The following is a 14451-nucleotide window of genomic DNA, read 5'->3' as shown; positions in this document are numbered from 1 at the left end:
GGCGTGCTCCTCAGCACTCCACCCAGCTGACCGCCAGGCCGCCCCGTGAAGTTTCTTTGTATTTGTCATGCATATCGGCGCCGGTATCGCGCATGGTGCGGATCACCCGGTCGAGGGAAATGAAGTGCTTGCCATCGCCGCGCAGGGCCATTTGCGTGGCGTTGATGGCTTTGACGGCGGCGATGGCGTTGCGCTCGATACAGGGCACCTGGACCAGGCCGCCCACGGGGTCGCAGGTCAGGCCAAGGTTGTGCTCCAGGCCGATTTCGGCGGCGTTTTCCAGTTGCTCGGGGGTGGCGCCAAGAATATCCGCCAGGCCAGCGGCGGCCATGGCACAGGCCGAGCCGACTTCACCCTGGCAGCCGACTTCGGCACCGGAGATCGAGGCGTTTTTCTTACACAGGATGCCGACGGCGGCTGCGGCCAGGAAGAAGTTGACTACATCGTCGTCGGACGCGTCGGCATTGAACTTCATGTAGTAGTGCAGCACTGCAGGGATGATCCCGGCCGCGCCGTTGGTCGGTGCGGTGACCATGCGCCCACCGGCGGCGTTTTCTTCGTTGACCGCAAGGGCGAATAGGTTGACCCATTCCATGGCCGACAAGGTCGAGGTGATCACATTCGGTTTGCCGATTTCCAGCAGGCTGCGGTGCAGCTTGGCGGCGCGGCGCGGCACATCCAAACCGCCGGGCAAGATGCCTTCATCGCGCAGGCCTTGCTCGACGCACTCGCGCATCACCGACCAGATATGCAGCAGGCCGCTACGGATTTCTTCGTCGCTGCGCCACGCGCGTTCGTTGGCCATCATCAATTCAGAAACACGCAGGCCATGCTTGTTGCACAGGGCCAGCAGTTCGACGGCGCTGGAAAAGTCGTAGGGCAGTTCTACATCGCTGGTGGGAGCAATACCCGACTCGGCTTCCGCTGCCTCGATAATGAAACCACCGCCCACCGAGTAGTAGGTCTGTTCGGTCAACAGGCCGTTTTTGCCGTAGGCATGCAGGGACATGGCGTTGGGGTGGTAGGGCAGGCTTTCCTCCAGCAGCAGGAGATCGTGCTGCCAGTTGAAGGAGATTTCTTGGGTGCCGGCAAGCAACAAGCGGCCAGATTCGCGCAACTGCTGGATGCGCGGCCCGATGGAGGTAGGGTCCACTCGATCAGGCCATTCTCCCATCAACCCCATTACGCAGGCACGGTCGGTGGCATGGCCCACGCCGGTAGCCGACAGTGAACCGTACAGGCGCACTTCCACGCGCTGGGTTTGCTCCAGCAATTGTTGGTCGGTGAGGGCCTGGGCGAAGGTTGCCGCTGCCCGCATGGGGCCGACGGTATGGGAGCTCGACGGGCCAATGCCCACCTTGAATAGATCAAAAACGCTGATAGCCATGCTAAAGCCTTACAAGCAATGGAGTAGGAATCGCTGCCATGTTTTGTAGGACAAGCGGAAGTGGCGCGATACTGAGCCTCTAGATCGGCACTGACCAACGAATTATCCTAAGACACCCTTTAGCAGGACTAAACTCTATGGCTCGCCCGCTTCATGCCCAGACCTATGTCTGGTTGCACGTATTTGCCTGCGCCGCACGGCATTTATCCTTCACGCGCTGCGCCGAAGAACTGCACATCACGCCGGGGGCGGTCAGCCAGCAGATTCGCCAATTGGAAGAACGCCTGGGCTTTCGCCTGTTTCATCGCCGGGCGCGTGGCGTGGAGCTGAGTGCCGAGGGGCAGCGGTTGGCGATTACGGTGAGTGAGGCCTACGGCAGCATCGATGCCGAGTTGCAGCGCCTGGATGCGGGGATGATCAGCGGCACCTTGCGCCTGCGCTCGATTCCGTCATTTCTCGGTAAATGGCTGACACCGCGCCTGCCGCGTTTGCAGCAGCGTTTCCCGGATATCCAACTGCGCCTGGTGGCCGAAGACAGCAGCATTGCCCTGCACGAAGGCGACTTCGACCTGGCCATCGACCTTAACGACGGCAGCTATCCGGGTTTGTTATCCACAGCCTTGCTCGATGAGCAGATATTCCCGGTGTGCGCGCCGAGCCTGCTGCGCGGACGGCCGCCGTTGCACGGTCCGGCCGACCTGGCCCACTTCCCGCTGTTGCACGACATCACCGCCTGGCGTGGGAGTTATGAGTACGCCGAGTGGGAGTTTTACCTGAATGCTATCGGCTATCACGACGCCGACGTGCGGCGCGGGCATACCTTCAACCGCAACCACCTGACCATCGAGGCCGCCATTGCCGGCATGGGTGTGGCGATTGCCCGGCGCACCCTGCTCAATGACGAATTGGAGCGCGGCACCCTGATCGTGCCGTTCGGGCTCGCGGTGCCGAATCACAAGCGCTACGTGCTGTTGTATGCGCCAGGCGCGCTGAACCATCCCGGCGTGCGTGCGGTGCATGACTGGCTGGTGGAAGAGGCGGGGATTTTTCGCGGATTGCACCCCTTGGGAGAGGGGCAATTGTGAGGATTTGCCCGGGTGGGCGGGTGTACCCAACTCCCGACCATAACAGCGCTTTGGGCGATTGTCAGACTTAATTTGTAATGTAGGATTTATCTTTGAATAGGGGTTGAATTGTTCCCTCAGGTGCTCAATTGTGTAATCAAGAGGTCATGGTTTCACCGCATCGGTGTTGCAGTTGTGACCTCTGGCGAGCTAGCTGAAATAAGGGAAACACTATGCAAATCCTAGTCAACAGCGATAACCATATTGAAAGCAGCATCCGACTGGAGGAGTGGGTACGTACTACCATTGAGAGCACGCTCGAACGTTATGAAGAAGACTTGACCCGCATCGAAGTCTTTTTGAAGGATGAGAACGGCGACAAGCCGGGCCCACACGATTTAAGTTGCCGCCTGGAAGCGCGGCCAAAGGGTCATCAACCGATTTCGGTCATCCATAAAGCCGACACCCTGGAACAAGCCATCGACGGGGCGGCCACCAAGCTGGATAACGCGCTGGAGCATCTGTTCGGCAGATTGCAAGGCAAGCCGCGTGCAGAGAAACGCACGCCCAACAACCAAGTCGATGAAGCCGGGCTTGAAGAGGAATTCCTGGAAAACGAACAGGCTGCGCTTAACAGCTGATTGCTGAATGTTTTTCAACCCCATACAAAACGGGCCTGCAGATGCAGGCCCGTTTTTTTGTGGCGAATATATATCAAATGTGGGAGCTGGCTTGCCTGCGATGGCGATCTGCCATTTACTGAAGTTGCAGCTGACCCACCGCCATTGCAGGCAAGCCAGCTCCCACATAAGCCAAGAGTGTATTCAGGCTATTCGTCAGAACGCGACCGAGGTCTGCACATACACCGTGCGCGGCTCACCCACGTATTTGCCCTTGTTGTTATCGTCAAACGAACGGGTGAAGTACTGGGTGTTGAAGATGTTCTTCACCCCCACCGCCACATTCAAATCCGACAACTGCGGGCCGAAGTCGTACGCCGCGCGGCTGCTGAACAGCATGTAGCCGGGGATGCGCCCATTGCTGCCATCCACGCTTTCGGCCTGGGTGTTGGCGTTGTCGGCGAACTGGCTGCTCTGGTAGGTGCTGTCCAGGTTCAACTTCCATTGGCCCTCGGTGTAGCCAACGCCCAGGGTGCCTTTGTGCTTGGACGAGAAGGGCACGCGGTTGCCTTTGTTCGGGCCGTCTTCGCGGATGGTTGCATCGACATAGGCGTAGCTTGCGTACACATCAAAGCCGGCCAGCGCGGGGCTCAAGCCGTCGAGGGCGTAGTTGAGGCTGGATTCGATGCCCTGGTGCCGGGTTTCACCCCGGGCGATCACCGAGTCGTTGGTCTGGTTGCTTTCATACTGGTTGTCGAAGTTGATCAGGAACGCGCCGATTTCTGCGCGCAGCGCGCCATTGTCGTAGCGGGTGCCGACTTCCCAGGTGCGGGCCTTTTCCGGCTTGACCGCGCCGCTGCTTACGCGGTTGGGCATCTGGCTGTACTGCACGCTGCCGAAGGAGCCTTCGGTGTTGGCGTACAGGTTCCAGTCGTCAGTCAGGTGATACAACACGTTCAACGCCGGCAGGGCGGTGTTGTAGTCGCCCTTGTATTTGACGTCGGTCAGGTTGTTGGTTTGCTGGGACTTGATCATCTCGTAGCGGATGCCAGGGGTTACGGTCCACTTGCCGATATCGATGCGGTCGTCGATAAAGAATGCGTTGGCTTCGGTGCCGCCGCGGGTGTCGCGGTCGTTGCGGCTGTCGGTATTGGGCAGTTGCTGGTTGGCGCTGATCGGCGTGCGGTAGCGCAATTCGTGCCCGGCCTCGTTGATGTAGCGGTAACCCACGCCAACCTCGTGGCTGGTCGGGCCGAGGTCGAAGCCTTGGGCCAGGCGGGTTTCCAGGCCGCGTACCCAATACTCGCGCGGTGACAGCGAAAGGAAGCTGCCCTGGTCCAGATAGCCGCTGCGCAGGGTCTTGGTAAAGAAGCTGTTGACGGTGAATTCCCGGCGATCTTCCTGGTAGCGATAGCCCACGTTAAACATCGTACGGCGGCCCCAGAATTTGTCGTAGGGGCGGGTGGACTGATACGGGTCGGCCTTGTAGGCCGCCGTGCTCAAGCCACCGGGCATATCGGCCTGACCTTCGTAGTACTGGGCCATGGCATTGAAGCTGTTGGCTTCGTCCAGTTGGTAATTGCCCTTGAGGATCAGGTCGTCGATTTGTGTGTCGCTGTGTTCGCGCCAATCGCCGCCGTGGGTGCCGGAATACAGCAGCGCGCCGCCCAGGCCATTGTCGGCGGTGCCGCCGGCCAGCAGATTGCCGGTGGTCTTGAAGCCATCGTGGCTGGAAGACGGGCTGGTCTCGGTCTGCAGGCCGCCCTTGACCGTCGGTGCATCAGGAATTGCCCGGGTCACGAAGTTGACCACGCCGCCGACGTTCTGCGGCCCGTAACGCACCGCGCCACCGCCGCGTACCACGTCCACTGCATCCATGTTGCCCATGCTGACCGGCGCGAACGACAACTGCGGCTGGCCATACGGCGCGAAAGGCACCGGAATGCCGTCCATCAATACCGTCGAGCGCGACGCCAGGCGCGGGTTGAGCCCGCGAATACCGAAGTTCAGCGCCATATCGTGGCTGCCGGTGCCGTTGTTTTCCGGCGCGTTGACCCCGGGAATACGATTGAGCACGTCACGGGCCTGGGTCGCCCCCTGGCGCTCGAATTCTTCGCGGCGAATCACATCACGGGCGCCGGGGTGTTCGAAGACGTTGGTTTGCGCCGCGTCGCCCAGCCAGTCGCCCACCACATTGGAGGTGCCCAGCTCCAGGGTGGCCGGCGCGTTCAGTGGTTGCAGGCTGTAGGCATTGTTACCTTCGGCGCGGGCTTGCAGGCCGGTGCCCTTGAGCAATGCGTTCAAACCTTGCAAGGTGGTGTAGTTGCCCTGCAGGCCCTGGCTTTGCGCGCCGGCAGTCACTTCGGAGCCAAACGAAATCAGCACGCCGGCCTCGCGGCCAAACTGATTCAGCGCCGCTTCCAGGGACGTCGGGGCGATGTGATAAGGCTTGGCCTCGGCCGCCATGGCGTAGGGCAGGGCGCTGAAACTGAGGCTGGCGCCCAGCAGCAAGTGGCGCAGCGTACGGGCAAGTGGCGTCAGGCGAGTCGGTTGCTGGGGCATGAAGAACGTTCCTCAGAGGTGGGAAACAGGGTGGCTTTCCCTCTCTGTCACGCGAGGTACGGAAAACGGCTCACAGGTGCCTGAAAATAATTCAGGCGCGGGCTTCGACACTGACCCAATAGCGGGTAAAACGCCGAATTTTGACCGGCAGGCTGATTTGCAGCAGGTCGAGGATGCGTTCGCTGTCGTCCAGCGGGTAGCTGCCGGAAATCAGCAGGTTGGCCACTTGCGGATCACACTGCAATTGGCCCCGGCGATAACGGCTCAGTTCCTCGAGGAAATCTGCCAGGCGCATGTGCGACGCCACCAGCATGCCGTCGGCCCAGGCACCGGTGTTGGCATCAGTGAGGCGCGGCGTATCCCAGCCTTTGCGGGTGAGGTTGGCCTGGTGGGATTTTTCCAAGGTCAGCGGTAAGCCGCTGTAGGACCTGGGTGCAATCTCGACCTGGCCATCCAGCACGGCGACCTGGGTGTGATCATTGAACTGGCGCACATTCACCTGCGCTGCCCGGGCGGTGACGATGCCCTGGCCGGTGATGATCTGCAACGGGGTGCTGGCGCGCAGCAATATCTCGCCCTCGAGCAGGTGGATCAGGCGCTGTGGGCCATCGAATTGCACATCCACCGCACTGGCGGTGTTGAGTTGCAGTTGGCTGCCGTCGGCCAGTTGGACCTTGCGCCGCTGGCCGAAGGGGCTGCGGTAGTCGGCGGTCAATGGCGCGATCAAGTGCTGCTGGCGCAAGCCCCAGGTCGCTGCCGAACCGGCGCCGAGGATCAGCAACAGCTTCAGCGCCTGGCGCCGACTGTTCGATTGCGGTGCGTTCAGTGCCGCGTGGGCCAGGGGCGAGGGCATTGCGCGCAAGCGCTGGTTGACCCGCTGTATATGCTCCCACGCCCGTTGGTGCTCGCTGTGGGCATCCAGCCAGCGCTGCCAGTTTGCCTGCTGGCGCGGGTTGAGCGGGCCTTGCTGCATTTGCATCAGCCACTGCACCGCCTGTTCGGCGACCTGGGTCGAGAAGTTCGCGGCGCGGTTCATAGGGCGAAATAGCAGCGCATGGCGGCTTTATTCAAATGTCGTTTGACGGTGGCGATGGAGATCCCAAGTTCGGCAGCGATTTGCCCGTAGGTCAGGCCGTCGAGCTGGGCCAGCAGGAAGGCGCGCTTGACCGGCACGGGCAAACCGTCGAGCAACTGGTCCAGTTCCATCAGGGTTTGCAGGATGATCGCCCGCTCTTCTTCCGATGGTGCCGCAAGTTCCGGCATTTGCGCCAAGGCGTCGAGGTAGGCGCGCTCCAGGTCCTGGCGGCGGTAATGGTTGAACAACACGCGCTTGGCGATGGTGGTGAGGAAGGCGCGGGGCTCGATCAGCGTCGGGGTTTCGCGGGCGGTCAACACCCGGATAAACGTGTCCTGGGCCAGGTCGGCGGCGCTGTGCGGGCAGCCGAGCTTGCGTCGCAACCAGCCGGTCAGCCAGTGGTGATGGTCGTGATACAGGACTTCGACGGTATTGGACGGCCGCAACGCGAACACTCCGGCAGCATCAGCATGCTTTAGATAACGAGAATTGTTCGCATTGTAGGGTGGGCGGGTGGCATTCGGCAATCAGCATAAGACCGATAGCCGCTTTTATCGCCACAGAACCCTGTGGGCTGGCTTGTGTGGGAGCTGGCTTGCCTGCGACAGCATCATCTTGTTCTGCCAGACACACCGAGGTGGCTGCATCGCAGGCAAGCCAGTTCCCACACAAGCCCCACCTCTGTTTTTGGTGCCCGCTTCATCCGTTCTCTTTTGCTTATGAGAATATTTATCATTAGACTCTCGCCCCTGACGAACCAGGCGCCACTGGCATGAAAAGCAAAGCATCACTTCCTCTTTCCTACCGGCTCGGTGTGACGTCGCGGCTGCTGGCGGCTGTTGTCGGCGGCTATGTGCTGGCGTCCCTGGCCAGCGTGTGCCTGACCTTCTGGCTGCCAATCTCCCGCGCCGATGCGGTGGTCAGCGGCATGCTCAGTTCCTTTGTGTTCTACCTGCTGGCGGTGATCTGGTGCTTTGCCTGCCGCAGTGCGGCCCGCGCCTGGTTTGGCGTGCTGGTGCCCTGCGCGATACTGGCCACCCTGGCTGGCCTGGCCTATTGGATGGCACGCCCATGAAAGAGGGTTTCCGTCAGGCCATGGCCTGGTTGCACACCTGGGCCGGGTTGATTTTCGGCTGGTTGCTGTTCGCGATTTTCCTCACCGGCACCCTGTCTTACTTCAAGGGTGAAATCACCCACTGGATGCAGCCCGAAGTGCCAGCCCATTCGGTGGACGATGCGCGCAGCGTGGCGGTGGCGCAACGCTACCTGGAGCAGCACGCACCCACGGCGGCCCGTTGGTTTATCGGCTTGCCCAACAGCCGCGACCCTGGTTTATCGGTGATGTGGCAAGACAAGATCGACCCTGGCCGGCGCGGCAATTTCATCGAGAAAATGCTCGACCCGGTCTCCGGCGAACAACTCCAGGCCCGGGAAACCATGGGCGGCGAGTTCTTCTACCGGTTCCACTTCCAGTTGCAGATGCCTCATCCGTGGGGCCGCTGGTTGTCGACCATCGCGGCGATGGTGATGTTCGTCGCGCTGATCACCGGGATCATCACCCACAAGAAAATCTTCAAGGACTTCTTCACCTTCCGCCCGCGCAAGGGCCAGCGCTCCTGGCTCGATGGGCACAACGCGGTGGGCGTGCTGGTGTTGCCGTTCCACCTGATGATCACCTACAGCAGCTTGGTGATTTTCATGACCATGGTCATGCCTGCCAGCATCCTCGCGTCTTATGACGGCGACACCCGTGGGTTTTTCAATGAGTTGTTCCCGGCCACCGACAACGCCCCGGCCCTCGGCCAGCCGGGCAAGCTGCTGCCTTTGGCGCCGCTGGTGGAGCAGGCCCGGGCGCAGTGGGGCGGTGGTCATGTGGGGCGGCTGGCGGTGAACAACCCTGGCGATGTGAATGCCTCGGTCAACGTCTCCCGCGCCGGCTCTGACCGGGTGGTGCATGATTTCGGCAGCACCGTGTCCTTTAATGGCAGCACCGGCGAATTGCTGCGGGTCAGTGCCGAGCAGTCGCTGCCGATGGCAATCAGCGGCAGTTTCTACGGCCTGCATATGGGTCACTTCGCCGGCCCGGTGCTGCGGTGGTTGTACTTTATCTGCGGCCTGGCGGGCACGGCGATGATTGGCACCGGCCTGGTGATCTGGCTGGGCAAGCGTCAGCTCAAGCATGCCAAAACCGGGGTGATGCCGTTTGAGTTGCGCCTGGTGGAGGTGTTGAACCTTGCCAGCATGTCCGGGCTGGTCATCGCCATTGCTGTGTTTTTCTGGGCCAACCGCCTGCTGCCGGCGAGCTTCGCCGAACGTTCGGACTGGGAGGTGCAGAGCTTCTTTATCGCCTGGGGCCTGACCTTGCTGCACGCCATGCTGCGCCGTGGCCGCCGCGCTTGGGTCGAGCAACTGGGCCTGGGCGCCGTACTGTTTATGGCGGTGCCGCTGCTCAATGCGCTGACCACTTCCCAGCACCTGGGTGTGTCGCTGGCCAAGGGCGATTGGGCCATGGCCGGCTTTGACCTGACCTGCCTGGGCAGCGGCCTGTTCCTGGCCTGGGCCGCCTGGAAGATGCAGCACCGCAGCGCCGGCCAACCCCGTGCCGAGCGGGCCCGCCCACTGACCCTCAAAGGCGAGGTGCACTGATGTTGCTGGCCTTGTTGCTGTGCTACGCAGGCTTTGTTGCGCTGTGCCTGTCCCTGGACCGTCACCATGGCGAGTTGCTGCACAGCAAACCTTCGCCACGGCGGCGCCTGGGGTTGCGCGTGGGTGGCTGGCTGCTGTTGGGGCTGTCGATCTGGCCGGCGGTGCACCTGGCCGGCTGGAGCCGGGGCCTGGTGGACTGGTGTGCGGTGCTGATGCTCAGTGGGCTGTTGCTGGTGTTGCTGTTGCCGTATCGGCCAAGGCTGGCCTTGATCCTCGCGGGCGTTGGCCTGCTGGCCAGCCCCGTTGTGGCCTTCGCGACCCTCTGAGCACCGTTGATGATCACCACGCCGCCCGAGCCCCAGGATCACCCTCACGCTGAATCGTCGGGCGGGCGCGCACATTTCCTACAGGTGTTTTTGTCCCAGCGCTCACAGATGGAGGCGTTGGTCAGCCGCCGCGTAGGCTGTCGTGCGACGGCGGCGGACCTGGTGCAGGATTTGTTCCTGCGCTTCTGGCGCCGACCCCTGGTGCAGGTCGAAGAACTCAGCACCTACCTGCTGCGCTGCGCCGGCAATATTGCCATCGACCACCTGCGCAGCGAAAACGCGCGGGTGCGCGGCACTGAAGGCTGGTTGCCGCAGCAGCAGGATCATCATGGCTCCGAGCCCCAGGCTGCGCTGGAAGCGGGCAACGATCTGCGCCATGTGGAAGCGGCGCTGCGCAGTTTGCCGGAGCGTACGCGGCAGATCTTTTTGCTCAACCGCATCCACGGGCGCAAATACGCCGAAATCGCCAAGGCCATGGGCCTGTCCCAAAGTGCCGTGGAAAAACATATGATGCGTGCCCTCGAAGCCTGCAAAGCCAGCCTTCGGCAAGCCCATCCGCCACGCTCGCCAGGGAAAGCACCGTGAACGTCACCCCGACGCCCGCCCAGGAACAGGCCGCCCTGGCCTGGCTCAGCCTGTTGCACGATGCGCCCAGCAGTGGTGACCAGGCCACCTTCAGCCACTGGTTGCGCGCCGACCCGGCCCACGTCGAGGCGTATGCCCAGGCCCAGGTGCTGTGGGAATTGAGCGAAGTGCCGGCGCGCACCCTGGCCGCCGAAGACGCGTTGGCCCTGCAGCGTTACCTCAAGGCCATGGACGGCGCAAAACGCTCCCGTATGCGCCGCTGGTCGGCGGCACTGGCGATGGCGGCGTGCCTGGTGCTGATGGTGTCGATGGGCGCCGGTTGGCAGCCACAGCGCTGGGTCGATGACCTGGGCGCCGATTACGTCAGTGCGCCGGGTGAGGTCAAAACCGTGACCCTGGCCGATCAAAGCCAAGTCACCCTGGATGCCGACAGCGCGATTGCCGTGGATTTCAGCCACGGCGAGCGGCACATCCAACTGCGCCGTGGCGCCGGCTTTTTCAGCGTGACCCACACCGGGCAAGCCTTTGTAGTGCACGCAGGCAGTGGCGAAGTGCGGGTGTTGGGCACGCAGTTCGAAGTGCGCCTGCAACCGGCGGGCGCCCAGGTGACGGTGTTGTCGGGGCGGGTCGGGGTTACACCCTCGACCCAGGGTACTCAGCAGATTCTGACGGCCGGCCAGCAAGTGGCCTACGCCGAGGGTGTGGCTGATGAGCGGCATGCGGCGGACAGTGAATCGCGCCTGGGCTGGCGCGACGGCTGGCTCAACTACTACAAGACCCCGCTGGCCGATGTGCTCAAGGACCTTGGCCGTTACTACCCTGGCCGCATCCTGCTGCTTGATGACGAACTCGGCGCCCGCCGGGTCAGCGGCAGCTTCCCGAGCAAGGACCCGGAGGCGGTGCTCAACGCATTGCAAGCGGTGCTGGGTTTTGAGCAGCACAGTGTGTTGGGGCGGTTGATCGTCGTCCGCTGAAAACCAGCCACCCCCTGTGGGAGCGGGCTTGCCCGCGATGGCGTCTGGAAGAGCTGCGCAACCCTTCAGGAGCCATCGCAGCATGAGTATCGACACAACTCGCTCTGTGTACATATCCATTCCTGCGGTCACGGCCACTTAGGGTTCCGCCCTTACGGCGGGTCACTTTTGGGACCCAAAAGTAACCAAAAGGTCCTCGCCCCACCACTCGGTGCCTCGCCTAGGCTCGGCATGCCCGCAGTCAGGCAGTGCTCCGTGGGCCCGCCGCGATCGGCCATCCCTGGCCGTGTCGCGGCTACCCCGGCATCCATGCCGGGGTGCCCACTGCGCAATACCTGCCTGCGGCCAGCGTGGTTTAACGGGGCGCCTGAGATCAAAAGCCAGATCAAAAGCACAGCAACAGCAGAGCCAGAGCGCGAAGCTGCGTTCCTGTGGGAGCTGGTTTAGGGGAAGGTCCGAACAAAGGTTGATAACTATTCTTATTTACATTTATGATACGTTATTACATCCCTATCAAGGAGCCACCCCATGAAAGTCCTGTCCTCACTCAAAGAAGCCAAGAACCGCCATCGCGACTGTCAGATCGTCAAGCGCCGGGGGCGGATCTATGTGATCTGCAAATCCAACCCACGCTTCAAGGCCCGGCAGGGCGGGGCGAAAAACAAGAACAAAGGCTGAGGGTGAAATTATTTTCAATTTCACCTGAGGTAAAACCCCGCGCCATTCGTGTAGTGCTTGAAACTGCGATCAATTCGCATTAACAGCGTTCTCTACACGGGTTCTCAAGTATGAAGTCCAGGGCAAAGTCGGCGGCAGGCAGTTCGGTTAAACAGTGGCTGGGAGCCTCCCTTCTGGCCGCTTCCGGCCTGGCATTACAGCCCCTGAGCCTGGCGCAAGCGGCGCAGGAGCAGAGCGCAGTCTTCAGTTTTGCACTGCCGGCCAAGCCGTTGCCCCAGGCGCTGAGCGATTTCAGCCGGGTGACCGGCATCAGCGTGGTCTACACCGACGAAGCTCCCTACAACCTCAACGCCCCGGCCGTCAGTGGGCGGATGAGCGCCGCCCAGGCCATGCAGCGCCTGTTGGGTAACTCCGGCTTGACCTTCCGCCAGATCGACGCCCGCACCCTGGCCCTGGAACCGCTGCCTAGCGAAGGCGCGGTCAATCTTGGCGCCACCACCATCAGCGGCGTCAACCAGCAGCAAGCCACCAGCTACCAGCCACCGCCCACCAGCTCGGTCATGCGCTCCCAGGGCCTGCTGCTGGAAACCCCGCAAACCGTGAACATGGTGCCGGCCCAAGTGATGCGCGACCAGGTGCCGCGCAACCTCGACGATGCCTTGGCCAACGTCAGCGGCATCACCCAGGCCAACACCTTGGGCAGCACCCAGGATGCGGTGATGCTGCGGGGCTTTGGCGACAACCGCAATGGCTCGGTCATGCGCGACGGCATGCCCGTGGTGCAGGGCCGGGCGCTGAACGAAACCGCCGAGCGCGTCGAAGTGCTCAAGGGCCCGGCGTCGTTGCTGTATGGCATCCAGGACCCGGGCGGGGTGATCAATATTGTCAGCAAGAAACCCGAGCTGACCCCATCCACCGCCCTGACCGTGCGCGGCTCGACCTATGGCAGCGGTAAGAACGGCAGCGGCGGCAACCTCGACACCACCGGCCCGATTGGCGACAGCGGCCTGGCTTATCGTTTGATTCTCGACCACGAAGATGAGGATTACTGGCGCAATTTCGGCACTTACCGCGAAAGCCTGATCGCGCCATCCCTGGCCTGGTACGGCGACGCCACCAAGGTGTTGCTGGCCTACGAGCACCGCGAGTTTCTCTCGCCGTTCGACCGTGGCACGGCCATCGACCCCACGACCAATCACCCCCTGGATATCCCCGCCACGCGCCGCCTGGATGAACCGTTCAACAATATGGAAGGCCGCTCCGACCTGTATCGCCTTGAGGTCGACCATGACCTGAACGACGACTGGAAGGCCCACTTCGGCTACAGCTGGAACCGCGAAACCTACGACGCCAGCCAGGTGCGCGTGAGCAAGGTCAACGCCAACGGCGTGCTGACGCGCAATATGGACGGCACCCAGGGCGCGCTGACCACCGACCGCTTCACTACCGTCAGCCTCGAAGGCAAGGTGGACGTGGCCGGCATGCGCCATGACCTGGTGTTTGGCCTGGATGACGAATACCGCAAAATCTACCGCGCCGACCTGATCCGCCAGGCCAGCCGCAGCGTGTTCAACTACAACGACCCGGTGTACGGCCGCGAAGTGGCGGGCACCACCGTCAGCGCGCCGGACAGCAACCAGACTGACCTGCTGCGCAGCGACTCGGTGTTTTTCCAGGACGCCATCCACCTGACTGACCAGTGGATCCTGGTCGGCGGGGCGCGTTTCCAGACGTACGACCAGTACGCCGGCAAGGGCCGCCCGTTCACGGCCAACACCGACAGCAACGGCCAGATGTGGGTGCCCCGCGCCGGCCTGGTGTACCGCTACACCGATGAGCTGTCGTTTTATGGCAGCTACACCGAATCGTTCAAACCCAACTCCACCATTGCGCCGCTGGACAACAAGATGGTGATCGACGGCAGCATCGCCCCGGAACAGTCCAAGTCCTGGGAGCTTGGGGCCAAGTTCGATATGCCGGGGCGCATTACCGCCAACGTGGCCTTGTTTGATATCCACAAACGCAACGTGCTGGTGTCGATCACCGAGGGCGCGACCTCGATCTACAGCGTCGCCGGCAAGGTGCGCTCCCGTGGCCTGGAAATGGACCTGAGCGGGCAGTTGACCGACCAGTGGAGCCTGATCGGCAGCTATGCCTACACCGATGCCGAAGTCACCGAGCACCCGGCCTACAAAGGCAAAGGCCTGCAAAACGTGGCGAAAAATTCCGGTTCTGTTTCAGCCGTGTACGACTTCGGCACTATCGTCGGCGGCGACCAGCTGCGCGTCGGTGCCGGTGCGCGTTACGTCGGCGAGCGGGCCGGCGATGCACTCAATAGCTTCGACCTGCCGGGCTACACCGTGGCCGATGCGTTTGCCACCTATGACACCAAGGTCGACGGGCAGAAGGTCAAGTTCCAGCTAAACGTGAAGAACCTGTTTGACCGCACCTACTACACCTCGGCCGTCAGCCGGTTGTTTGTGTCCATGGGCGATGCGCGCCAGGTGTCGTTGTCCAGCACGTTGGAGTTCTGA

13 protein-coding genes are annotated in these 14451 nt (G+C 62.2%); 9 read left to right on the top strand and 4 right to left on the bottom strand.

Annotated elements, in window-relative coordinates:
- Positions 1-10 precede the first annotated feature (10 nt).
- Positions 11-1387 (bottom strand): L-serine ammonia-lyase, encoded by a 1377-nt coding sequence (locus HBO11_RS23720; protein ID WP_169954916.1) that lies wholly within the window; start codon positions 1385-1387, stop codon positions 11-13.
- A gap of 137 nt (positions 1388-1524) precedes the next feature.
- Between HBO11_RS23720 and HBO11_RS23715 the strand changes: the two genes are divergently transcribed.
- Positions 1525-2472, top strand: coding sequence for a LysR substrate-binding domain-containing protein (locus HBO11_RS23715; RefSeq protein ID WP_032857665.1), 948 nt, complete (start codon positions 1525-1527; stop codon positions 2470-2472).
- A 212-nt stretch (positions 2473-2684) separates the two neighbouring features.
- A complete protein-coding gene (locus HBO11_RS23710) occupies positions 2685-3092 on the top strand; it encodes an HPF/RaiA family ribosome-associated protein (RefSeq protein WP_099167987.1) in 408 nt (135 codons plus the stop codon).
- A 195-nt stretch (positions 3093-3287) separates the two neighbouring features.
- Here HBO11_RS23710 and fecA read toward each other — a convergent pair whose 3' ends face one another.
- The 3 genes from fecA to HBO11_RS23695 form a co-directional block, all read right to left on the bottom strand.
- Complete coding sequence (fecA, locus tag HBO11_RS23705) at positions 3288-5633, bottom strand: TonB-dependent Fe(3+) dicitrate receptor FecA (protein WP_169954917.1); 2346 nt, start codon at positions 5631-5633, stop codon at positions 3288-3290.
- Positions 5634-5724: 91 nt separating this feature from the next.
- Positions 5725-6669: a FecR family protein gene (locus HBO11_RS23700; protein WP_169954918.1), complete on the bottom strand. Its 945-nt coding sequence runs from the start codon at positions 6667-6669 to the stop codon at positions 5725-5727.
- Positions 6666-7154 carry a sigma-70 family RNA polymerase sigma factor gene (locus HBO11_RS23695; RefSeq protein WP_169954919.1) on the bottom strand — a complete coding sequence of 163 codons (489 nt, stop codon included), beginning with the start codon at positions 7152-7154 and terminating at the stop codon, positions 6666-6668. Before HBO11_RS23695 ends, HBO11_RS23700 begins: the two co-directional genes overlap by 4 nt.
- A 326-nt stretch (positions 7155-7480) precedes the next feature.
- On the opposite strand from HBO11_RS23695, the gene HBO11_RS23690 reads away from it, so the two are divergent.
- From HBO11_RS23690 to HBO11_RS23660, 7 genes are all read left to right on the top strand, one after another.
- Positions 7481-7783, top strand: coding sequence for a DUF3649 domain-containing protein (locus HBO11_RS23690; RefSeq protein ID WP_169954920.1), 303 nt, complete (start codon positions 7481-7483; stop codon positions 7781-7783).
- Entirely contained in the window at positions 7780-9354 is a 1575-nt protein-coding gene (locus HBO11_RS23685; RefSeq protein WP_169954921.1) for a PepSY-associated TM helix domain-containing protein, read from the top strand. Before HBO11_RS23690 ends, HBO11_RS23685 begins: the two co-directional genes overlap by 4 nt.
- Positions 9354-9680, top strand: a complete 327-nt coding sequence (locus tag HBO11_RS23680) for a DUF3325 domain-containing protein (RefSeq protein ID WP_169954922.1) — start codon at positions 9354-9356, stop codon at positions 9678-9680. The genes HBO11_RS23685 and HBO11_RS23680 overlap by 1 nt, the downstream gene beginning before the upstream one ends.
- 6 nt (positions 9681-9686) lie before the next feature.
- Entirely contained in the window at positions 9687-10265 is a 579-nt protein-coding gene (locus tag HBO11_RS23675) for an RNA polymerase sigma factor (RefSeq protein ID WP_169954923.1), read from the top strand.
- On the top strand, positions 10262-11239 hold the full coding sequence (locus tag HBO11_RS23670; RefSeq protein WP_169954924.1) for a FecR family protein: 978 nt from the start codon (positions 10262-10264) through the stop codon (positions 11237-11239). The genes HBO11_RS23675 and HBO11_RS23670 overlap by 4 nt, the downstream gene beginning before the upstream one ends.
- A 528-nt stretch (positions 11240-11767) precedes the next feature.
- A complete protein-coding gene (gene ykgO / locus HBO11_RS23665) occupies positions 11768-11917 on the top strand; it encodes a type B 50S ribosomal protein L36 (protein ID WP_020297337.1) in 150 nt (49 codons plus the stop codon).
- A gap of 110 nt (positions 11918-12027) precedes the next feature.
- On the top strand, positions 12028-14451 hold the full coding sequence (locus HBO11_RS23660; RefSeq protein WP_169954925.1) for a TonB-dependent receptor: 2424 nt from the start codon (positions 12028-12030) through the stop codon (positions 14449-14451).

The sequence above is a fragment of the Pseudomonas sp. WS 5010 genome (genome assembly GCF_012985565.1).
Classification (GTDB): Bacteria; Pseudomonadota; Gammaproteobacteria; order Pseudomonadales; family Pseudomonadaceae; genus Aquipseudomonas.
The sequence above is the reverse complement of the archived record's forward strand: the minus strand, read 5'-3'. Positions and strand labels throughout refer to the sequence as shown.

Bases quoted from the DNA above. Each gene is read 5' to 3' on its own strand.
- HBO11_RS23720 (WP_169954916.1), bottom strand. From the start codon at position 1,387: ATGGCTATCAGCGTTTTTGATCTATTCAAGGTGGGCATTGGCCCGTCG.
- HBO11_RS23715 (WP_032857665.1), top strand. From the start codon at position 1,525: ATGGCTCGCCCGCTTCATGCCCAGACCTATGTCTGGTTGCACGTATTT.
- HBO11_RS23710 (WP_099167987.1), top strand. From the start codon at position 2,685: ATGCAAATCCTAGTCAACAGCGATAACCATATTGAAAGCAGCATCCGA.
- fecA (WP_169954917.1), bottom strand. From the start codon at position 5,633: ATGCCCCAGCAACCGACTCGCCTGACGCCACTTGCCCGTACGCTGCGC.
- HBO11_RS23700 (WP_169954918.1), bottom strand. From the start codon at position 6,669: ATGAACCGCGCCGCGAACTTCTCGACCCAGGTCGCCGAACAGGCGGTG.
- HBO11_RS23690 (WP_169954920.1), top strand. From the start codon at position 7,481: ATGAAAAGCAAAGCATCACTTCCTCTTTCCTACCGGCTCGGTGTGACG.
- HBO11_RS23685 (WP_169954921.1), top strand. From the start codon at position 7,780: ATGAAAGAGGGTTTCCGTCAGGCCATGGCCTGGTTGCACACCTGGGCC.
- HBO11_RS23680 (WP_169954922.1), top strand. From the start codon at position 9,354: ATGTTGCTGGCCTTGTTGCTGTGCTACGCAGGCTTTGTTGCGCTGTGC.
- ykgO (WP_020297337.1), top strand. From the start codon at position 11,768: ATGAAAGTCCTGTCCTCACTCAAAGAAGCCAAGAACCGCCATCGCGAC.
- HBO11_RS23660 (WP_169954925.1), top strand. From the start codon at position 12,028: ATGAAGTCCAGGGCAAAGTCGGCGGCAGGCAGTTCGGTTAAACAGTGG.